At 75.7% G+C, this 20,885-nt stretch carries 17 protein-coding genes; 2 read left to right on the forward strand and 15 right to left on the reverse strand.

The window, feature by feature from the left end:
* Positions 1-154 precede the first annotated feature (154 nt).
* The 14 genes from M8330_RS14260 to M8330_RS14325 all read right to left on the reverse strand — a co-directional run bounded on the left by M8330_RS14260 (position 155) and on the right by M8330_RS14325 (position 17,902).
* Positions 155-361, reverse strand: coding sequence for a ferredoxin (locus M8330_RS14260; RefSeq protein WP_250827882.1), 207 nt, complete (start codon positions 359-361; stop codon positions 155-157).
* Positions 358-1,557: an NADH-ubiquinone oxidoreductase-F iron-sulfur binding region domain-containing protein gene (locus M8330_RS14265; protein WP_250827883.1), complete on the reverse strand. Its 1,200-nt coding sequence runs from the start codon at positions 1,555-1,557 to the stop codon at positions 358-360. Before M8330_RS14265 ends, M8330_RS14260 begins: the two co-directional genes overlap by 4 nt.
* Positions 1,554-2,183, reverse strand: a complete 630-nt coding sequence (locus tag M8330_RS14270) for a ferric reductase (RefSeq protein WP_250827884.1) — start codon at positions 2,181-2,183, stop codon at positions 1,554-1,556. The genes M8330_RS14265 and M8330_RS14270 overlap by 4 nt, the downstream gene beginning before the upstream one ends.
* Positions 2,180-3,124, reverse strand: a complete 945-nt coding sequence (locus tag M8330_RS14275; RefSeq protein ID WP_250827885.1) for an FAD:protein FMN transferase — start codon at positions 3,122-3,124, stop codon at positions 2,180-2,182. The genes M8330_RS14270 and M8330_RS14275 overlap by 4 nt, the downstream gene beginning before the upstream one ends.
* Positions 3,121-3,540, reverse strand: coding sequence for a hypothetical protein (locus M8330_RS14280; RefSeq protein ID WP_250827886.1), 420 nt, complete (start codon positions 3,538-3,540; stop codon positions 3,121-3,123). Before M8330_RS14280 ends, M8330_RS14275 begins: the two co-directional genes overlap by 4 nt.
* Positions 3,541-3,823: 283 nt before the next feature.
* Entirely contained in the window at positions 3,824-5,293 is a 1,470-nt protein-coding gene (locus M8330_RS14285; RefSeq protein ID WP_250827887.1) for a sensor histidine kinase, read from the reverse strand.
* Entirely contained in the window at positions 5,290-5,985 is a 696-nt protein-coding gene (locus M8330_RS14290; protein ID WP_250827888.1) for a response regulator transcription factor, read from the reverse strand. The genes M8330_RS14285 and M8330_RS14290 overlap by 4 nt, the downstream gene beginning before the upstream one ends.
* A 46-nt stretch (positions 5,986-6,031) precedes the next feature.
* Positions 6,032-6,406, reverse strand: coding sequence for a universal stress protein (locus tag M8330_RS14295; RefSeq protein ID WP_250827889.1), 375 nt, complete (start codon positions 6,404-6,406; stop codon positions 6,032-6,034).
* Between the two features lie 215 nt (positions 6,407-6,621).
* The gene (gene mgrA, locus M8330_RS14300; RefSeq protein WP_250827890.1) at positions 6,622-7,659 is read right to left on the reverse strand and encodes an L-glyceraldehyde 3-phosphate reductase; all 1,038 of its coding nucleotides are present in this window, start codon (positions 7,657-7,659) and stop codon (positions 6,622-6,624) included.
* A gap of 106 nt (positions 7,660-7,765) precedes the next feature.
* Positions 7,766-9,034, reverse strand: coding sequence for a VWA domain-containing protein (locus M8330_RS14305; protein WP_250827891.1), 1,269 nt, complete (start codon positions 9,032-9,034; stop codon positions 7,766-7,768).
* On the reverse strand, positions 9,031-11,436 hold the full coding sequence (locus M8330_RS14310; RefSeq protein WP_250827892.1) for a DUF5682 family protein: 2,406 nt from the start codon (positions 11,434-11,436) through the stop codon (positions 9,031-9,033). Before M8330_RS14310 ends, M8330_RS14305 begins: the two co-directional genes overlap by 4 nt.
* Positions 11,423-12,547 carry an ATP-binding protein gene (locus tag M8330_RS14315; RefSeq protein WP_250827893.1) on the reverse strand — a complete coding sequence of 375 codons (1,125 nt, stop codon included), beginning with the start codon at positions 12,545-12,547 and terminating at the stop codon, positions 11,423-11,425. Before M8330_RS14315 ends, M8330_RS14310 begins: the two co-directional genes overlap by 14 nt.
* On the reverse strand, positions 12,544-15,456 hold the full coding sequence (locus tag M8330_RS14320; RefSeq protein WP_250827894.1) for a DUF5691 domain-containing protein: 2,913 nt from the start codon (positions 15,454-15,456) through the stop codon (positions 12,544-12,546). The genes M8330_RS14315 and M8330_RS14320 overlap by 4 nt, the downstream gene beginning before the upstream one ends.
* Before the next feature lie 151 nt (positions 15,457-15,607).
* Positions 15,608-17,902, reverse strand: a complete 2,295-nt coding sequence (locus M8330_RS14325; RefSeq protein ID WP_250827895.1) for a glycoside hydrolase family 3 C-terminal domain-containing protein — start codon at positions 17,900-17,902, stop codon at positions 15,608-15,610.
* A 109-nt stretch (positions 17,903-18,011) separates the two neighbouring features.
* Between M8330_RS14325 and M8330_RS14330 the strand changes: the two genes are divergently transcribed.
* Positions 18,012-18,620 (forward strand): TetR/AcrR family transcriptional regulator, encoded by a 609-nt coding sequence (locus M8330_RS14330; protein ID WP_250827896.1) that lies wholly within the window; start codon positions 18,012-18,014, stop codon positions 18,618-18,620.
* 156 nt (positions 18,621-18,776) lie between these two features.
* On the opposite strand, the gene M8330_RS14335 is transcribed toward M8330_RS14330, so the two are convergent.
* Positions 18,777-19,631, reverse strand: coding sequence for a sigma-70 family RNA polymerase sigma factor (locus tag M8330_RS14335; RefSeq protein WP_250827897.1), 855 nt, complete (start codon positions 19,629-19,631; stop codon positions 18,777-18,779).
* Between the two features lie 803 nt (positions 19,632-20,434).
* On the opposite strand from M8330_RS14335, the gene M8330_RS14340 reads away from it, so the two are divergent.
* Entirely contained in the window at positions 20,435-20,857 is a 423-nt protein-coding gene (locus tag M8330_RS14340; RefSeq protein WP_250827929.1) for a sugar phosphate isomerase/epimerase family protein, read from the forward strand.
* Positions 20,858-20,885: the final 28 nt, after the last annotated feature.

Consider the following 20,885-nt stretch of genomic DNA (forward strand, 5'->3'; position numbering starts at 1 on the left):
CGCTGGCCATCCGAGGACGGCATCAACGACTCGATCCGCTCCCACTGAGCGTCATTCAGCACTGCCACACGCGACATGTGTCAACCATCGCCGACCACCACGCCCGGATTAAGCAGACACGCTCTAGCTGTCACCTCGATCAGCAGTGGGTGGGTCAGGTGCGAGCAGGCTGCTCCAGGCGCAGCGCGAGCGCCGGGCAGGCGCTGACCGCGAGCCGGGCCTGGCTCTCGTCGGCGTCGGAGATCTCGGCGGCCGCGATGACAGGGAAGCCGAACTCGTCCCGGCTGACGTGCTCGGAGAGCAGCCGGGCGCAGAGGCCGTGCCCGTCGCAGCGGGTCCAGTCGACGGCGAGGCGGCTCATCGGGCACCGCCCGTCGGCAGGGCGCCGCGGTCGGGGCGGCCGCAGCCGCTCCCGTGCACGTGGGCGCTGACGTCGTCCGCGAAGACCCCCAGGGCCGAGGCGACGAACCCGACCGCGCCCGTGGGGTGGTGGCAGGCGCCGCGGCCGCGGGTGAGGCCGAGGCGGGTGCGGAGCCGCTCGTGGTCGACGGCCTCGCCGCGGGCGAGGGCGAGGAGGTCGTCGGCGATGGCGCGCAGGCCGAAGACGCAGGGCCCGCACTGGCCGGCGGACGCGCGGGCCAGCCAGTCGGTGACGCGAGCGACCTCGGCGACCGGGCAGGTGTCCTCGGGCAGGACGGCCAGCACGCCGGCGCCCCAGCCGAGTCCGCGCTCGCGCATGTCGGCGCGGCCGACGACGGCGCCGTGGGGCACGGCCCAGGCGCCGTGGTAGCCGCCGACCAGGACGGGGAGGGTGTCGGTACCGAGCAGGTCGCGCAGCGCGACGCCGTGGGGCACCTCGACGACACCGGCGGCCGGGGCGTCCCCGAGCACCGTGACCAGACTGGTGCCCGGCTCGTGGGCGGGGCCGACGCTCGCGTAGCCGGCCGGACCCATCGCGGAGAGCAGGGCGAGCTGCGCGAAGGTCTCCACGTTGCTGGCGTAGGTGGGCGCGTCGTCGAGTCCGCGGTCGTGCGGCAGCACCCGGCGGCCGTTCGGGCGGGGCGCGCGGCCCGAGAGCCCGTTGACCAGGGCGCCGACCTCACCGCCGACGAAGCCGTGGTGGGTGAGTCGCACGTCCAGCCGGGCGCCCGCACGGTGGGCGGCCGCCGCCAGCGCGTGCGCGGAGGGCTCGTCCTCGACGGCGACGACCGGCGCCGCGGAGGAGCCCAGCGCCCCGGCCACGAGCCGGATGCCTGCGACCACGAGGTCGGGCTGGTGCCGCATCAGGGCGCGGTCCTTGAAGGACGCGGGCTCGCCCTCGCCGCCGTTGACCAGCACCCGGCCGCCGAGCGGCACCGCGGCGAGCTTGCGGGCCACCGGGAACGCTGCCCCGCCTCGTCCGAGGAGCCGGACGTCGGTGGCGGCATGCACCAGCCAGGCGCGGTCGCGCGGCGGGACCTCGGGCGTGGTGGCGGCGAGCAGCCGGGGCGCGCCCAGGGTGAGCAGCGGCGGGGTCGGGGCGTGGCCCGCGGTGGTGGCGGGGGCGGTGACGGTCATCGGGAGACCTCCTCGAGCTGGCGGGAGCCGGCCGGCAGCGTGGCCGGACGGTAGGGGTCGAAGGTGCCGTCCGCGCGGCGGACGACGGTGCGGCGGGCGCGTCCGACCACGCGGACGACGAGCGCGAGGGCGACGAGCGCGGACCCGGCGACGTAGGTGGCGATGGCCCAGGAGGAGGACGAGTCGGTGCCGGCGAGGATCGCGTGCACCAGGCTCAGGCCCCAGCCGACGTAGGCGGCCCCGTGCAGCCACCGCCAGGTCCGCTCGGCCGCGTGGTCGACGAACCAGCGGCGGGCCCAGCCCATGAGTGCCGCGAGCAGGATCGCGTACGCGCCCAGCGTGCCCAGCCCCACCGCGAGCGCCTCCCAGCCGGCGGTGAACGGGACCAGCGCGCCGGCCAGGTTCACGTCGACGTAGGAGTCGAGCACGACGAGCACCAGGTGGACGACGAGCGCGACCAGTCCGACGACGGCCGTGCCGCGGTGCAGCAGCTGGCGCACGGTGCGTCGGTCGACGGCCGCCGCCGAGCGTCCGCCCACTGCTGCCGTGGCCCCGAGGGCGACGGTGAGGCTGAACGCCACCCAGGCGAGCATCCCGAAGGAGCGGATCAGATACCAGGCGGTCATGCCGCCACCTCCGTCTCGGTCTGTGTCGCCTCGCCGGCCGGCGTGTGCCGGGGCTCGTCGGGCCAACCGTCGCGGGTGTGGACGTGGCCGCGGCTGTCCACGAGCCGGGTGGGCAGCGGGGCGGCGGCGAGCGCGGCCTCGGTGTCGACGAGCAGCCAGGTGCTGCGGGTGTTGGCGGCCAGGCAGGTGCTGGCCCACACGGTGGCGGTGCGGAAGGCGCCGGTGGCGCTCCGGCCCGTGCGGGGGTCGATCAGGTGGTGGACGCCGACCCAGCGCCGTCCCGCGGTCGAGGACGTCGCCAGCCCGCCGTCGTGCAGCGTCACGAAGCCGCCGCCGGTGCCCTCGGTCTCCTCGACCGAGATCGTCCAGCCGCCGTCCGGGGAGCCGTGGGCGGCCACGTCGCCGCCGATGCTCACGAGGAACGGGGCGTGCGCCCGGCGGGCTCCGCGGCGGACCGACTCGTCGACCGTCCAGGCCTTCGCCGTGGAACCGAGGTCGAGGCCGGTGCCGGCGGGGACGCCGAGCAGCCGGAGGGCCGGGTCGCTGCGCAGCCCGTGCCAGCCGATGACCCGCTCCGCTCCCTGGCCCTGGCGGGCGGTGCCGGTGGGCCTCCCGCGGACGACCGCGATGTCGGCGTCGTAGCCGAGCGCGACCAGGTCGGCGGCGAGCGTCGGGTCGACCGCGCCGTCCGTGGCCCGGGCGGCTGCGACGCTGATCTCCACCAGCGCCATCGTCAGCGGCCGGACCGGGACGAGGTTGCCCGCGGCGGCGTTGACGCGGGCCAGGTCGGAGTCGTCGCGGAACCGGCTCACGGCCCGGTCGACGTCGGCCATGAGGGTGCGGACCGTGGCGGTCACGGCCGGCAGGTCGCGCTCGTCGGCGCACGTCACGACCACGCTGCACGACCAGTCGCTCCACCGCGTCGTGGGGTGGGCGCTCATGACGAGTGCGTCCCTGCGTCGGGCCCGGACTGGCCGGTGCTGCCGGAGATGCCGGAGCCGGACGAAGAGCTCGAGCCAGAGCTGTCGGAGCTGGAGGAGCCGTCGGAGCTGGAGGAGCCCGAGTCGCTCGAGCTTCCCGAGCCGCTGCTGCTGGAGGAGCCGCTGTCGGTGGAGGACGAGCCGGAGTCGGTCGAGGTCGAGCCGGAGTCCGTGCCCGTGTCGGTGCTCGAGCTGGAGTCCGAGGTGCTGCCGGACGTGTCCGTGGTCGCGGTGGTCGTGGTCGCCGCCTCGGCGGCGAGGGTGTAGCCGCCGACGGCACCGATGCCGCCGACGACCGCGGCCGCCAGCCAGACGCGGCTGCGGGTGCGTAGACGGCGGCCGACGCCGGCGGTGCGCTGGGGGTCGTGGTTGCTCATGGAGCAAGGTTCCGCCGGGTCACGACAGGGGTTCCTCAGCGCCGCGTCAAGTCCGGGTCAAGCATTCCTGTGGGTCCGCTGTCGATCCTGTGGGGTGGCTGTCGGCGCAGGTCAGGGCGGGTGCTCGACCCCCAGGCACGTGCTCGTCGCCGGGAGGTCGTGACACGTTCGGACGCTCCAGCGGGCCCCGGAGCCGTCCGAACGTGCCACGTTCCGGTCAGTGGTCTCGACGTGCGCTCGTCGCCAGGGCTCCTCGCTGCTCGACCCCCGCCGGCCGGCGGGGTCAGGGGCGGGCGGGGCCGAACGTCAGTCGCACGCCGCGGGCGCGTCCGTCGGGGCCGGGGTCGATGAGCTCCAGCCAGCCGCCGGAGGCCTCGGCGGCACCGCGCGCGATGTCGAGGCCGAGGCCGCTGGAGCCGCGGTCGCTCAGGCCGCGACGCAGCGCGTCGGGGGCGATGCCGGGGCCGTCGTCCGTCACCTCGATCGTGGTGGCCGAACCCTGCGCCGCGACCCGGACGGCGAACGCGGTGCCCTCGGGGGTGTGTGCGAGGACGTTCTCGAGCAGGGCGTCGAGGGCCGAGCCGAGGTCGTCGGGGGTGCTGCGGACCTCGAAGGCGGCGTCGGGGAGGTCGAGGGTGAGGGCTCGGCCCTGGTCCTCGGCCAGCGGCGCCCAGAACTCGACCCGCTCGCGCGCCACGGCGACCGCGTCGACGCTGGGGTGCAGGCCCTCGGTGTTGCCGCGACGCGCGGCGCGGATGATCCGGGTCAGCGACCGCTCGAGCGCGTCGACCGCCGACTCCAGCTCGGCGCGCTCCGGCGAGGCCGGCAGGGTCTCCACGCCCAGCCGGACCGCCATCACCGGGGTGCGGAGGCGGTGGGAGAGGTCGGCAGCCTGCTCGCGCTCGGCGGTGAGCAGCTCGTCGATGCGGGCGGCCAGCGCGTTCAGCTCGACGGCCACGTGGGCGACCTCCGGCGGCCCGGAGACCGGGGCCCGCGCCGCCAGGTCGCCGCCGGAGAGGGCGACGGCCGTGGCCGCCGTGCGCTGCAGGGGGCGGACGAGGCGGCGCGAGGTGACCTCGGCGGCCAGCCACGCCAGCAGCACCAGGGCCAGCGCGACCGCGCCGCCGACCAGGTAGCGCCACCGCAGCACCGTCGACAGGTGGTCGTCGTCGACCACCGCGACCACGCGCAGCTCGCCCGCCCCGTCCGTGCGGCAGATCAGCTCCACCGCGGTCACCTCGCCGGTGGAGACGATGCTGGTCGACTCGACGCCGGGGCTGCTGTCCCCGTCGCCGTCCGGCTTCGCGGATGCGGAGTCCCGGTCGTCCCGGTCCGAGCCCGAGGGGGAGGCCGACGGGGCCGGGGAGGAGGTCGCGTCACGGGACGTGTCGTCCCCGTCCCCGTCGCCGTCCCAGTCCGGGCCGAGGGCGAGCGCCACGTCGTCGTCCAGGTCGGCGCCGACGAGGGTGTCGTCGGCCAGCCGCACGGTGACGGGGTAGTCGCTGCCGGCGTTGACCCGGTCGAGGTAGTCGGACAGGCGGTCGACGTCGACGCTGCCGGAGGTGAGGTACCCGGCGACGCCGTCCGCGGCGTCGGTGGCCCGCGCCTCGGCGGCGGACTGCGCGCTGCCCTGCAGCACGAGGGCCAGCGGGACGCCGGCCAGCGTCAGCACCACCAGCGTGGTGCCGACGACGAGCAGGATGATGCGGGCGCGCAGGCTCATCGCGTGCCGGCTGCCGGTGCGTCGGCTCATGCCGGGCCCGGCTCCACCAGCTTGATCCCGACGCCGCGCACGCTCACCAGGTAGCGGGGGTGGGCGGCGTCCTCGCCGAGCTTGCGGCGCAGCCAGGAGAGGTGGACGTCGACGGTGCGGTCGGCCCCGCCCCACGGCTGCTGCCACACCTCGGCCAGCAGCTGCGGCTTGGAGCGGACCTCGCCGGGGTGCGCCATGAGCGCGGCCAGCAGGTCGAACTCCTTGCGGGTCAGGTCCACCTCGGACCCGTCGAGGGTGACGGTGCGGCCGACCGGGTCGAGGCGCAGACCACCGACGACCAGGGCCGGGTCGCCGTCGTCGGCCTGCCCGGCGCCGGAGCGGCGCAGGACGGCCCGCACCCGGGCGTCCAGCTGGGCGGCGGAGAACGGCTTGACCAGGTAGTCGTCGGCGCCGGCGTTGAGCAGGCGCACGACCTCGGCGTCCTCGTCGCGGGCGCTGGCGATGACGACCGGTGCGCCCTGGAGCATCCGGCTGAGCTCGAGCACGTGGGCGCCGTCGATGTCGGGCAGGCCCAGGTCGAGCACGGTGACGTCGGGGCGGTCCTCGCCGAGCAGGCGCACCGCCTCGGCGCCCGTGCCCACCGCGGTCACGACGTGGCCGTGAGTGCGCAGCCCTCGGCTGAGCGCCTCCCGGATCGTCGGGTCGTCCTCCACCAGCAGCACGCGAGCCACGGGCGAAGGGTAGCCGCGCGACCTGTGCGTGCGCGGTGAGGAGGGGTCAGCCGCGCAGCGGGTCCTGCTCGCGGATCTTGACCGCGAGCACGGGCACCGGGGACTCCAGCAGGAGCCGCTGGCTGACGCTGCCGAGCAGCGCCTTGCCCACGGCGGTGCGGCGCTTGAGGCCGATGACGAGACGGCTGACGCCACGGTCGCCGATCTCGTCCAGCACCGCGTGCACGGGGTCGCGGTCGCCGCGTCCGGCCCTGTTCACCACGGTCGCGCGGCCCTCGCTCGGCACCAGGTCGGCGCCGAGGGGCTCCAGCCCGAGGTTCATCACGACGACGTCCGCGTCCAGCTGGCGGGCCTCGGCGAGGCCGGCCGCGAGTGCTGCCTGCCCCTCGGGGCTGTCGGTGACGGCGACCAGGACGGTCATGGGCTACTCCTCCGTGACGCAGCACCAGGTGCCGGCGGAGAGACCTCCGCAGGCCCGGCCCCCGCCGCTGCCCACGGGAGTCACCACGAGGTTAGGACGCGGCGGGCCCCTCGGTCCCACCGTCGCGGACGTGATGTCGACTACGTGTGTCGGCGACCACGTCCGCGCAGGTCAGAGGGTGATCTGCCACCCGCCGGCAGCAGGGCCCGCGAGGGTCAGTCCACGGACCGCCGCGCTCCTGCCCACAGGTCGATCCCGGACTCCACGGCGTGGTGGTCGATCCGCGAGAGCTCCTCCTCGGTGAAGGCCAGGTTCTCGGTCGCGGCGACGTTCGCCCGCACCTGCTCGGGGCTCGAGGCGCCGACCAGCACGGAGGTGACTCGGTCGTCGCGCAGCGCCCACGCCAGCGCCATCTGTGCCAGCGTCTGCCCGCGGTCGGAGGCCATGTCGTTGAGCGCGCGGACGTGGGTGATCGCCTCGTCGGTGAGCAGGGCCGGGTCGAGCGACTTGCCCTGGCTGGCGCGCGAGCCCTCCGGGACGCCGTCCAGGTACTTGTCGGTGAGCATGCCCTGCGCGAGCGGGGAGAAGGCGATGCAGCCGGCGCCGACCTCGCCGAGGGTGTCGAGCAGGCCCGGGCCCTCGATCCAGCGGTTGAGCATCGAGTAGGAGGGCTGGTGGATCAGCAGCGGCGTCCCGAGGTCCTGCAGGATGGCTGCGGCCTCGGCCGTGCTGGCCGCCGAGTAGGAGGAGATGCCGACGTAGAGCGCACGGCCCGAGCGGACGACGTGGTCCAGCGCCCCCATCGTCTCCTCCAGCGGCGTCTCCGGGTCGGGGCGGTGGTGGTAGAAGACGTCGACGTAGTCCAGGCCCATCCGCTTCAGGGACTGGTCGAGGCTGCTGACCAGGTACTTCCGGCTGCCGCCGACGTCCCCGTACGGACCGGGCCACATGTCCCAGCCGGCCTTCGAGGAGATCACCAGCTCGTCGCGCAGCCCGGCGAACGTGGTGCTCAGGTGCCGGCCGAAGTTCGTCTCGGCGCTGCCGTAGGGCGGGCCGTAGTTGTTCGCGAGGTCGAAGTGCGTGATGCCGGCGTCGAACGCGGCCTGCAGCGTGGCGGCCTGGCGGTCGAAGGCGACGTCGTCGCCGAAGTTGTGCCACAGGCCGAGGCTGACCGCCGGCAGCTTGAGGCCCGAGCGGCCCGTGCGGCGGTAGGGCATCGAGGCGTAGCGGTCGGGAGAGGGCTGGTACGTCATGGCGCCATCCTGCCCACAGACGTGCCCGACCTCACCCACCCGCACCCCCGCCGAGTCGGCAGCAACTGTCACGGGGCGGGCTCCATCCGGGCGAAGCAGATGAAAGCTACTGCCGACCCGGCGCCGCGGTGGGGAGGTCGTGGGTAGCCGCGAACGCGGTGAGGTCGCGGCGCTCGATGGCAGCCGCCATCAGGTCGGGGAAGAGGTCGGGCGTGCAGGCGAAGGCGGGGACGCCGACCTCGGCCAGCGCGGCCGCGTGGTCGGCGTCGTGGGCCGGCGCACCGGAGTCCGACAGCGCCAGCAGCGCGACCACGGTGACGCCGGCGGCGACGAGGTCGCGGGCGCGGCGCACCATGTCGTCTGCGATCCCGCCCTCCAGCAGGTCGCTGACCAGCACGAGCACCGTGTCCTCGGGGGCCCGCACCAGCGACTGGCAGTAGGCCAGCGCCTTGTTGATGTCGGTGCCGCCGCCCAGCTGCACGCCGAACAGCACGTCGACGGGGTCCTCGGCGAGGTCGGAGAGGTCCACCACCGCGGTGTCGAACGCGACGATGCTGGTGCTCAGCGAGCGCAGCGAGGCGAGCACCGCGCCGAAGACCGAGGAGTAGACGACCGACTCGGCCATCGAGCCCGACTGGTCGAGGCAGAGGATCACGTGCCGCTCCAGGCTGCGGGCCCGGCGCGCGTGCCCGACGAGGCGCTCGGGCACCACGGTGCGGTGCTCGGGCAGCCAGTGCTTGAGGTTCGCCGTCACCGTGGCGGGCCAGTTGATGTCGGCGGGCTTGGGACGTCGGCTGCGGGCCGCGCGATCGAGCGCACCGGTCACCGCCTGGACCGTCTTCTGCCGCAGCCGCTCCTCCAGCTCGGCCGTCACCGTCCGCACCACCGCCCGCGCGGTCTCGCGGCTGTGCGGCGGGATGACCCCGTTGAGCCCGACCAGGGTCGAGACCAGGTGCACGTCGGGCTGGACCGCCTCCATCATCTCCGGCTCCAGCAGCAGCTGGTGCAGGCCGAGCCGGTCCATCGCGTCGTGCTGCAGCACCTGCACCACGGAGGTCGGGAAGTACGTGCGGACGTCGCCGAGCCACCGCGCCACCCGGGGCGCCGAGGCGCCGAGCCCGCCGGAGCGGGGTGCGTCGTAGAGCTGCGAGAGCGCCTCGTCCCGCCGCCGGTCGTCGGCGGAGAGCCGGGGAGCGCCGTCGTCGCCGTCGTCCGGCCCCGGCCCCTCGCCCGGACCCTCGCCCGGGCCGACACCCTCGCCGGTGCCGGATCCCTCGCCCGTGCCGTCGCCGCCGGGCGGCGGGTCCAGGCCCGCGCCCTTGCCGAGCACCAGGCGCCAGCGGGTCAGCCGGTCGCGGCCCACGGGGTCGCTCATGCGGAGACCTCCTGGTCATCGGCCACGTCGTCCAGGACGTCGGCGGCGGCCCGCAGCGGCAGCCCCAGCATCTCGGCCACGGTGAGCGCGGCGGGCATCCCGAGCCCGAGGTCGAGCCGCTCCTCCGAGGACGAGGCCGCCGGCTTCGGCCCCCGCCGCAGCCGCGTGCCGATCTGGGCCCGCTCGGGCGGGGTGTAGCGCGAGAACGTGCGGCGCAGCAGCGGCAGCAGGTCCTCGAAGGTCTCCTCGGGCACGCCGGCCACCCACTGATCGACCAGCCCGAGCAGCGTCGCGTCGTGCAGGAGCAGCAGGGCGTCGCCGTCCAGGAACCCGTCGAGCCAGGCCGCCCCCGCGGCGGCGTCGGCCCCGCGGGAGAGACGGCGACCCATGCGGGCGGCGGCCTCGTCGGCGGCCAGGTGGCCACCGTCGAGCAGCAGCCGACAGGCCCGCCCGGCCACGGAGCCGTGGACCCGGTCGTCGCCGGCGACGGCGCCGAGCGCCTGGGTCCAGGCGGGGCCGAGGTCGCCGGCGAGCGGGTCGCCCTCGAGCAGGGCGAGCCCGCGGTGGGCCGCGTCCACGGCCGCGCGCATGGCCTCGGCCGCGTCGTCGTCCAGCGTCACGCAGGCCGGGCGCAACCCGACGCTGCCCCGTCGTGCGATGGTGCGCAGCACCTCGGCCACGCGGTGGGTGTCGGAGCCGCGGACGTCGCCGTAGCGCCGCGTCCGCGCCAGGGGCTCCACGGCCCGCAGCAGGGCGAGGGCGTCGGCGTGCTGCGCGGTGCGCTCGGCCAGCGCGTCGACGACCGGCCCGACCGCGTCCGGCAGCTCCGCGAGCAGGCACTGCTCCACGAGCCCGCCGAGCGTGGCGAGGTCACCGGCACGCCGGGCCTCCTCGGCGACCTTGCCGGAGGCCGCGTCGAGCACCGTCGTCCCGTGCAGGCCGGCCTCGACCACGGCGACCTCGAGCTCGGGCTCCCACGCCAGCTCCCACTCCTCGCGGAACGTGCCCGCGCCCCAGCCCGGCAGCTCGGTGCCCCACCCGACGCCGAGCAGCCGCAGCCGGTGCAGCAGCAGCGAGCGGGCGCGGCCGGCGTCGCGACGCAGGTCGAGCGAGACCGTTTGCGGCTCCGGGGTCACCTTCAGCCGGCACGAGCGCTGCTGCTTGGCGAGGTCCTGCGCGAGCGGGGTGCGGGGCAGGTGCTCGGGGACGCTGCCCAGCGCCGAGCCGACGACGAGCCGGTCGTGGATCAGCCGCATCGGCAGCTCCGAGCCGCCGCAGAGCACGGCGGTCGTGGCGTCGGTCAGCTCCGAGAGCCCCACCGACGGCCGGTCGCGCAGCGCGGCCAGGGCCTCGGCCGCCCGCACGGTCTCCACCACGGAGGCCGGCGGCGCGTCGATGCCCTCGGTCCGCAGCTCGCGGGCCACACGCGCCAGCCACCCCGAGACCACGTCCGTGCCGTCGCGCCAGGCGGCGAACAGGTGCTGGTACCAGCCGGGACTCGTCACGCCCGCGCCGTAGCCCGACTCGGTCGCCAGTCGCCCCGCCGACCACGGCGCCCAGGTCGCGGTCACCTTCACCTTGGGCAGCTTCGTCAGCGTCCTCGTGTCGTGGCTCTTGGGCGGCCAGGCGGACTCCTCCAGCCGCGGCGCGTGGTAGGCGCCGCAGACCACCGCGACCACCTCGTGCTCGGCCGCGACCGCCCGCAGCACGCGGCGCATGGACGCCTCACGCCGGTCGTTCTCGACATCGGTGAAGCCCTCTCGGGACTCCTCGATGGCCCGCACCTCGGCCATCGCCTGCGAGACGGCGGCGAACGCCGGCAGCACCGAGTCGTGGCCGCCGCGACGGTGCTCCACCGCGTCCTCCCACCAGCGCTCGGCGTCCTCGTAGCCGGCCGCGCGGGCCAGGGTCGCGAGCGGGTCGAGGCGGGACGCGGCGGGCCGTTGCTCCCCGGCGTCCGACCCCTCGTCCTCGTCGGCGTCGGGCTCGTCGGCAGTGGGCTCGGCATCGGGCTCGGCGGCAGCAGCCGACGCCAGCGCGAACGCGTGCGCGGCAGGCAGGTCCGCGAACCCCACGGGCACGCCCCGCTCGGCGGCCCAGCGCAGCGCGACCCACTCGGGCGAGAACTCGGCCAGCGGGTAGAAGGACGCCCGACGCGGCTCGTCCGCCACGTAGACCAGTCCGGCCACCGGCGGCACGAGGCCGGCGTCGCCGGCGTGCGGCACGAGCGCGTCCAGCTCGGGGGCGCCCTCGATCACGACCGCGTCGGGCTCCAGCTCGGTCAGCGCGCGCAGCACCGACCGGGCCGAGCCCGGCCCGTGGTGGCGCACCCCGAGCACGTGCACGCCGGCGTGCCGGAACAGCGGGGGCTCGGTGCCCGTGGCGGCGTCAGCCGAGGTCACGGCACGCCCGGTAGAGGTCCGCCCACTCGTGCCGGTCGCGGACCACGGTCTCCAGGTACTCCTGCCAGACCACGCGGTCGGCCACCGGGTCCTTCACCACCGCGCCGACCAGCGAGGCGGCGACGTCCTCGGCGTTGACGCGACCGTCGCCGAAGTGCGCCGAGAGGGTCGCGCCGTTGACCACGACACTGATCGCCTCGGCCGTCGAGAGCGTGGCCGAGGGCGACTTCAGCGCGGTGCGCTGGTCGTCGGTCGACCCCGAGCGCAGCTCGCGGAACACCTGGACGACGCGGGCGACCTCGGCCAGCGGCGCGACGTCCTCGGGCAGCGCGAGCGAGGACGACAGCGAGGCCACCCGGCTGCGGACGATCTCGACCTCCTCCTCGAGGCTGTCCGGCAGCGGCAGCACCACCGTGGTGAAGCGGCGCTGGAGCGCGGAGGAGAGGTCGTTGACGCCCTTGTCGCGGTTGTTCGCCGTGGCGATGACGTTGAAGCCGGGCCGCGCCTGCGCCTCGGTGTCGAGCTCGGGCACGGGCATCGTCTTCTCCGAGAGCAGCGAGATGAGCGCGTCCTGCACGTCGGCGGGGATGCGGGTCAGCTCCTCGATCCGCGCCACCGACCCGGACTCCATCGCCCGCATCACCGGGCTCGGCACCAGCGCCGCGCGGCTCGGCCCCTCGGCCAGCAGCCGTGCGTAGTTCCAGCCGTAGCGCAGCGACTCCTCGGGCGTGCCCGCGGTGCCCTGCACGAGGAGGGTCGAGTCGCCGCTGATCGCCGCCGCCAGGTGCTCGCTCACCCAGGTCTTGGCCGTGCCGGGCACGCCCAGCAGCAGCAGGGCGCGGTCGGTGGCCAGGGACGCGACCGCCACCTCCATCAGCCGGCGACGCCCCACGTACTTGGGGGTGATCACCGTGCCGTCGTCCAGCGTGCCGCCGAGGAGGTAGGTGGTGACCGCCCACGGCGAGAGGTGCCACCGCGGCGGGCGGGGGCGCTCGTCGACGGCGGCCAGCGCGGCCAGCTCGTCGGCGAAGGCCTGCTCGGCGTGCGGGCGGAGCACCTGCTCGTCGGCCTCGCTCGTGGTGGGGGAGGCGGGCGATGGGGTGGGCGTCATGCGAAGGCCTCCGTGAGGGCGGGGACGAGGTCGAGCAGCGTGGCGAGGCGGTGCAGCGGGTGGGTCTGGCCCTCCGAGGCTGCCAGGCGCCGCACGTGGTCGGCGGTGGTGGGGTGCAGGTGCGCGGCCAGCTCGTCGACGAGGTCGTCGAGCACGTGGGGCGGCCGCTTCAGGCGCTCCAGCCGCGCGAGGACCGTGAGCGAGGTGGCCTCGTCCCAGGTGGGGTGGCCGTCGGCCACGGGCAGCAGGCGGACGGCGGCGGTCAGCTCCGGCACCGACGTCACCTGCCCCACGCGGGCGAGCACCGCGGGCCCGCGCTCGGTGTCGGGCAGGACGGCCGCCACCCGGGCGTCCCAGTCGGGGCCGGCGGCCTGGGCGGCCAGCACCGCCCGCGCCCACACGACGTCGCGGCGCAGCGCGACCGCGCGGCGCACGCCCGGCCACGCGTCGGTGCCGACGAGGCTGCGGGCCGCGACCTCCGCGGAGACGCCGGTGCCGGTCCAGGTGGCCAGCGGTGCGCCGGCGGCCAGCCGCTCCAGCCACCAGCCGCGCCGGGACCGCCCGCGGGGCGCGGGACCCAGCCCGTCGCGGGGTGCCGCCGCGTCGTCGTCCGGGAGCCCGACCCCGAGTGAGCGACGCAGCATGCCCTGCGGGCGCACGAGCGGGGCCAGGACGTCGGCCAGCCGCTGCGCCCGCGGCGAGCCCGGGAGCGCGTCGAGCAGTGCCAGGGCCTGTTCGCGCACCCCGGCGGCGCGGTCGTCGAGCGCAGCCTCGAGGAGCGCGGCGTCGGCCTCGCCGAGGCCGACCTCCAGGGCGGTGAGCAGCTCGGCCCGGACCGCCGCCGAGTCGGCGCGCCACGTGGACTCCACCAGGGCGCGCGCGGCGTCCGGGTCGTCGGCGCGCAGCCGGCGGACGAGCACCGCGCGGTGGCTCGAGCCGAGCAGCGCCCAGGCCGCCGGGTCGACGCGGGCGGGCGCGGCCTCGGCGGGTGCGAGGGCCCAGTGCCACTCCTGGCGCCGCGAGGCCAGCCACGTGCCGCGGGCGTCCAGCACCTCCCGGACGCCGGCCCGCAGCTCGCGCCGCTTCGTCGCCGTCGTCAGCAGCGGCACGAGCGCGTCGTGCGGGGCGCGCACGCCGGCGCGCGCCGCGGCCTCGAGCCACCGCTGGAGCGCGTGGCCCGACAGCCGACCGCCCACCGGGGGCTGCGTCAGCAGCAGCGTCAGCAGCTGGGCGGCCCTCTCCGAGGCCGGCGGGAGCGTGTCGTCGGGGGCCGCAGCCTGCTCCTCGGTCGCCTGCGGGGCCACCGCGCTCGCCCGCAGCAGGGCCGTGCCCGTGGCGGCGGCGTCGAGGAGCGCCGTCGCGGGGTCCGCCTGGGGTCTGGTCGCCACCGGCGAGGGGAGCCCCTCGGGCAGCGGTCGGCGAGCCGTGCCCACCAGTGCCGTCGAGGTCACCGCCTCCCACCACGCGCGGAGGTGCTGGTGGCTGAGGGCGGCCTGGTCTCGCGACACGACTTCGTCGTTCCTCGACCGACGGTCGGCGTCGCTGTCGTCGGCTGGGGTGGGTGGTCTCGACGTGCGCTCCTCGCCGGCGCTCGTCGCTGCTCGACCACCGAGCGGGGAGACCGCGAGGGCGCGGAAGCCGCCGGCCTCCAGCTCCCCGAAGACCCGGGTCGGGCGACCACCGGTGAGGGCGGCGAGCACCCACGGGTCCTCGCCGTCGAGCAGTGGCGCCGACGCGCCGACCGCATCGGTGACGGCGTGCTCACCGACGCGCGCGTCCTCCAGCACGACGGGCACGCGGGAGACCCACGGGCTGCGTCGCCAGGCATCGGCGAGGGCGGCCTGGGCCTGGCGCAGGGAACCACCGACCGGCAGCGACTCGTCCGCACGCAGCAGCACCGGCTCGGTGGCCAGCAGCGCCCGGCGCGGGTGGGTGCCGTCGTAGCGGGCGACGGCGGCACCGAGCACCGAGCCGGTGAGCCGGGCGGTGGGGAGGGCGCTGCCCCCGGCGGCGAAGTCGAGCAGCCGCACGACCTCGCCGCTGCGCAGCCCCTGCAACCAGGTGCGCTGCTCCTGCACACGACCGCGGTCGGTGCGGTGGGCGCCGAGGACGAGCCACTCGTCCTCCAGCGCGTCGGCCGCCCGCACCTCCGCCGAGGGCACCGCCCAGCCGACGAAGGCGCGCAGGTCGGCCCGCTGCGGCAGGGGCAGGTCGTCGCGGCGGCGCCAGGCGTGGACGGTGGTCCACCACAGCCCCACCTCGGCGAGCAGGTGGTCGGGCCAGTCGGGTCGGGCGAGCACCTCGGCGCTGAGGTCGCGCACGCGCTCGGCGAGCCCGGGCACCTGGGCGTCGACGAGCCGGGCCGCGGTCTCCTCCCACCAGGACGTGGGGCGGGCGCGCGCGTCGGCGGTGCCGGCTCGGGCCAGGTCGGTGAGCCAGCGGGCCAGGTCCTCCACGCCGTCGTCCATGAGCGCGAGCCGCTCGGCGCGGCGCTTCGCCTGGGCCTCGGTGTCCACGGGCTTCGCGGGGTCGGCGGCCGCCGCCGTGGCCGCAGCCTGCGCACGCTTCTCGGCCCACGCCCGCGCGGTGTCCTCGGGCTCGCCGGCGCTGCCGGCGTCCAGGGAGCCGCGCACCCAGAGCGACAGCAGCGCGAGGGAGTGCTTGCACGGGTGCTTGCGGCTGGGGCACGAGCACCGGTAGGCGGGGCCGGTGAGGTCGACGCTCACCTGGTACGGCGTGCGCCCCGAGCCCTGGCACTGGCCCCACAGCAGTGTCTCGGTCGCCCCGCAGCCCGACCACGGGCCTTGGCCCGGCGGCAGCGCGAGCCGCCGCGCGGCCGCCCAGGACGAGGCGTCCGGGGCCGCGCGCTGGACGCGGTCGAGCGTCCACTCGGAGATCGCGGCTGACATCGCGCCCATCATGGCGGACGCCCCCGACATCCCTCGTCCACCGGTGGCGTGAACGTTGCTGCCGACTCACCGCCGAGTCGGCAGCAACTTACTGCCGACTCGGCGGGGTGAGGGTGCGGCTCGGGGTGGGAAGAGGGGTGGGGGAGAGGGGTCAGTGCTGGGCGTTGGCCGTCTCGAGGAGGTCGACGAGGGCGGCCTTGGTGGCGGCCGGGTCGTCGCTGGGCTGGAACCCGAGCAGGCGGCCGACGGGGATCGCTCCCATCATCTCGGCCATGTCGCCCCCGAGGCTGTCGTCGTCGTTGCCCGACTCCTGCATCGACTTCGCGAACGGCAGGGCGTCGGCGACCCGGGAGCCGGCGTAGGGGTCCGCGAGCACCTCCTTGAGGGTCGACTCCAGGTCCAGCGGGAGGCGCACGATCTCGCCGGCCACCTCGACCTCGGCGAAGGTGTGCAGGTCGCGGCTGGAGGAACCGGTCTGCACGACGTAGGTGCCGGGCTCGAGGACGAAGCGGGAGACCCGCTCGTCCCACACCTCGAGGTCGCGGTGCTCGATGATCACGGTGACCTCGCGGCTCTCGCCGGGCTCGAGGTCGACCGAGGCGAAGCCGCCCAGGACGCGCACCGCGCGCTGGTAAGCCGAGCCGGGAAGGCCGACGTAGGCCTGGACGACCTCGCGGCCGGCGCGCTGACCGGTGTTGGTCACCGTGACGGTCGCGGTGACGGCGTCCTCGTCGGCGGACAGGGAGAGGCCGGTGTGGGCGAAGGTCGTGTAGGAGAGACCGAAGCCGAACGGCAGGGCGACCTCCATGTCACGGGCGTCGTACCACTTGTAGCCCACGAACAGGCCCTCGCCGTAGCGCACGTGGGAGTGTTCGCCGGGGAAGCTGAGGAAGGCCGGGGTGTCCGCGAGGCGCAGCGGGACGGTCTCGGTGAGACGGCCCGAGGGGTTGAGCTCGCCGGTGAGGACGTCGGCGACGGCCTTGCCGCCGCCCTGGCCGAGCAGGGCGCCGTCGACCACGGCCGGGACGGCCGCGAACAGCGGCGCCACATCGACCACGGAGCCGTGGGTGAGCACGACGACGGTGCGCGGCTGGACGGCCGCGACGGCCTCGAGCAGCGCCAGCTGGTCCGCAGGCAGCTGGAGGTCCTTGCGGTCGTAGCCCTCGGACTCGATGCCGTCGGTCAGGCCGATGAACAGCACGCACGTCTGCGCCGCGGCGGCGGCTGCGACGGCCTCGTCCACCAGCGCCTGGTCGGGCACCATCGAGGCGGTGTAGCCGGGCGCGAAGGTGACGCTGCCCACCCCTTGGCCGTCCAGCGCAGCAGTGAGCTCCTCGAGCGGGACGTCGAGCCTGGTCGGGTTCACGTGCGAGCTGCCGCCGCCCTGGTAGCGCGGGGTGCGGGCCTGCTCACCGATGACGGCGACCGACCCGGTGCCGGTGAGCGGGAGCAGGGGGGCGTCACCGACCGGCTCGTTGCGCAGCAGGACGATCGAGCGGGCCGCGGCCTCGCGGGCCAGCGCGTGGTGGGCGTCGGCGTCGAAGGTGGTGCCGGGCCTGGCAGCGGCGGTGGCGCGCGTGGCCAGGCCGGCGACGCGGGCGGCCGCGCGGTCGACGGCCGCCTCGTCGAGGACGCCGTTCTTGACCGCGTCCACGACCTCGGCATCCGAGAGACCGCCGTCGGCGGGCATCTGGAGGTCGAGGCCCGCGCGGACGGCCTCGACGCGGTCGGCCACGGCGCCCCAGTCGGAGACGACCAGGCCCTCGTAGTCCCACTCACCCACGAGGACCTCGGCCAGGAGGAACGCGTTCTGGGAGACCAGCACGCCGTTGACCCGGTTGTAGGAGCACATGACGGTCCACGGCCGGCTGTCGCGCACCGCGCGCTCGAACGCGCGGAGGTAGACCTCGCGCAGGGGGCGGGCGTCGACGTCGGAGGAGGACCGCATCCGGTCGTCCTCCTGGTTGTTCAACGCGTAGTGCTTGAGCGAGGTGCCGACGCCCTGGCTCTGCACGCCGTTGATCCAGGCCGCGCCCATGGCGCCGGCGACCAGCGGGTCCTCGGAGTAGTACTCGAAGTTGCGGCCACCCAGCGGCGAGCGCTTGATGTTGACGCCGGGGCCCAGCAGCACGGCCACGCCCTCGGCCTGGCACTCGGTGCCCAGGGCCTCGCCGACGCGGTGGACGAGGTCGAGGTCCCACGTCTGGCCCAGGCCCGCGGCGGGCGGGAAGCAGGTGGCAGGCACGGAGCCGCCCATGCCGAGGTGGTCGCCCTTCTCCTCCTGCTTGCGCAGGCCGTGCGGGCCGTCGGTGACGAGGACGCCGGGGATCTCGCCGACGGCCTTGGTACGCCAGAAGGACTGGCCCGAGCCGAGCGAGGCCTTCTCCTCGAGCGTGAGGCCGGCGATTGCCTCGAGGTCGGTGTACGGGCTGTCGGTCGGACCCATGACGTCTCCTTCGATGTGGGATGGGCGGCGTGGCCGTCGGGGGTGACCGCCGCCACGTCGAAAACAGTACAGCGTTCTGTTTCTGCGCGGAAGGCCCTAGGGTCGAGGCATGACGAGCACCGGTGCCCCGCGCGGCCAGTACGCCAAGGGCGCGGCCAAGCGGGAGGAGATCCTCCAGGTGGCCCTCGAGGTCGTCGGCCGCGTCGGGACGGGTGGCGCCACGGTGCGCGAGATCGCGGCGGCCGCAGGGATCAGCCCCACCGGCCTCATGCACCACTTCGGTTCCAAGGACGAGCTCTTCGCCGCCGTCCTGGAGGCCCGCGACCGCGGAGACGGCAGCGTGCTGGTCGCCGAGGCGGCGGCCGGCGAGGCCGTCCCGCTCGACCGGGTGCAGGACGCGCTGCGCTCGATGCTCGCCCACAACGTGGACGTGGCGGGGCTGATCGAGCTGTACGTGACCGTGCTGGGCGAGGCCATCCGGCCCGACCACGCCGCGCACGAGTACGCCACCGGACGCTACGTGCTGGTGCGCCGGGAGATGGCGGCCATGCTGCGCAGCGCCCAGGCGGCCGGTGACCTGCGCGCCGACCTGGACACCGACGTCGCCGGTGCGCTGCTCGTCGCCGCGCTCGACGGCCTCCAGCAGATGTGGCTCTACGACCGCTCGCTCGACATGGCCGAGCACGTGGACGCCCTGCTGGAGTCCTGGCGCGCCTGAGCGACCCCGAGGGACGGCCGGCGGGCGCAGTCGGGCCGCCCGCCCTGAGGGAGGGGGCGGGCGACCCGGCCTCTCCACGGGGGTGGGGGGATGAGTCGTCAGGCCGGCCGTCCGTGGACGGTGGGCCGGGCGACGCCGTGGGTCGGGTGGAGCGGCTCAGGCGGCGCCGGGGGTCCTCGAGGCGACCGTCGCCGGCTCGTGGAACTCGCCCAGACGGGAACGCAGCACGTCGAGCACGTGGGCGAGGCGGCGCGAGACCTGGACCTGGGAGACCCCCAGGGCGTCCCCGATCTGGCTCTGGGTGCGGTCCTCGACGAATCGCATCACCAGCAGGTCCTGGTCGCTGTGGCTCAGCCGGGCGATCTCGTCCTCGAGCGTGAGCCGGTCCACCAGGTCGGCGGTCTCGTCGACGCCGGTGCCCAGGTCACGCTGCCCGCCCTCGCCGTCCTCGCCCTCGAAGCGCCGGTCGAGGGAGTCGGCGTGGTAGGCGCTGCCCGCCGTCATCGCGTCGGTGACGGTGGCGGAGGTGGTGTCGAGGTCGTGGGCGGCCGTGTCGACCTGGTTGCTGGTCACCCTGTCCCAGCTGCGGCCCGAGCGCACCAGTCTGCCGTGGGCCTGCTGGACGGAGCGGGGCGGACGGATCGTCCAGCCGTTGTCGCGGAAGTAGCGCCGTAGCTCGCCGCGGATGGTGGGGACGGCGAAGGCCGGGAACGGGTGCCCGCCGCGCACGTCGTAGCGGTCCACGGCGTGGACCAGCGCGAGATAGGCGACCTGCTCGAGGTCGTCCGTCGCGACGCCCTTGTGGCGGTAGCGCGAGGCCAGGGATCGGGCCATCGGCATGTTCAGCCGGACCACTTCCTCACGGACCCGACGGGTGTGCTCGTCGGGGACCATGGTCAGCCCGTGCCAGTCCGCGAGCAGAGTGGCGGTTCTCTGGTCGGACGGGCGGACGGGACGGTCGTGGTCGTCGTGGGCCGGGGGGCCCAGGTGCGGATCGGTCGTGTGGATCATGGTGCTCGCCTCCACGAGGGAGTTGGGGAGTGTTGCTCGGGCCGGGGGTGGCGCGTGCCAGGGGGCTGAGGCCGGTCTCCCGGGTGGGTCCCACGGTTGCGTGCGTGACCCCCACTGTGCCCTGGTACGGACCAGCACGCACACGCCTCACCCCTCCGGTGGCGGGTTGGACAGGCGGGGGTGCGGCATGGGTGAGGGCACGTCCCGGGCAGGACGACGGCCCGGGACCGCCCCGGAGGGTGGGCTGCAGCCCGCGCGCGGATGGGTAGACGCATCGACATGAGTGCTGAGGAGACCCTCGACCTGTCCCTGACGACGCACGCCGACCCCGCGCCGCTGACCGCCGCGTCCGGCGCCGCCGTGCAGCTGCTGGCGACCTGCTGGACCAGCGCCGGCGACACCGCGCCCGACCGCGAGGACCAGACGAGCCCGGTGCCGCTCGCCGAGCGCGTGGACGCGCTGCGTGCCGCCGGCTTCACCGGCATGGACCTCGTCGTCGACGACCTGCGAGCGCTGGAGCGCACCACGGAGGGGCTGCAGGGCCTGGCGCTGCACCTGTTCGCCTCGGGCGTAGGGCACGCCCAGCTGGAGCTGCTGGGCGGCTGGTGGGAGGGGCCCTCGGCCGACCGGGACCTGCTCCTGACCGCGGCCGAGCGCTGCGCCGAGGCCGGGCTCGAGGTGCAGGTGAAGGCCTCGCCGGACCTCTCCGCCCACCCCGTCGACCCCTCCGCCACCAAGGACGCGTGGGGCGCGCTGGCCGACCCCAGTGCGCCGACGTCGGGGCGAGCCTGGTGCTCGAGCCCGTGGCGTTCGGTCAGCTCGCCCCCAGCGCCGACCGCGGTCCGTCGGTGGAGCAGGGCGCAGCCTTCGTCCAGGCGGTGGGGCACCCGAACGGCGGCCTGCTCGTGGACGTGCACCAGGCGGTGCGCGGCGGCTCGACGTGGGCCTCGCTGGCCCACGCCATCGACCCGGCCTACCTGCGCGCGGTCGAGCTGAGCGACGGCCCCGTGCAGCCGCCGTCCGACCTGTCGGTGCCCGAGGAGGCCATGCACGCCCGCTCCCTGCCGGGGCAGGGCGAGTGGGACCTGGCGGGCTTCGTGGCCACGATGCGCGAGCGGGGGTTCACCGGCCCCTGGGCGGTGGAGATGTGCTCCCCGTCCTTCCGCGCGCTGCCCGTGCGCGAGGCCCTGCGACGGGCCGCGGGGGCGACGCTGTCGGTCCTGTGAGGCCCGTTCCTGCTCAGCCGTTCCGGTG

The sequence above is a fragment of the Nocardioides bruguierae genome, assembly GCF_023656415.1.
In the GTDB taxonomy this organism is placed as follows: domain Bacteria; phylum Actinomycetota; class Actinomycetes; order Propionibacteriales; family Nocardioidaceae; genus Nocardioides; species Nocardioides bruguierae.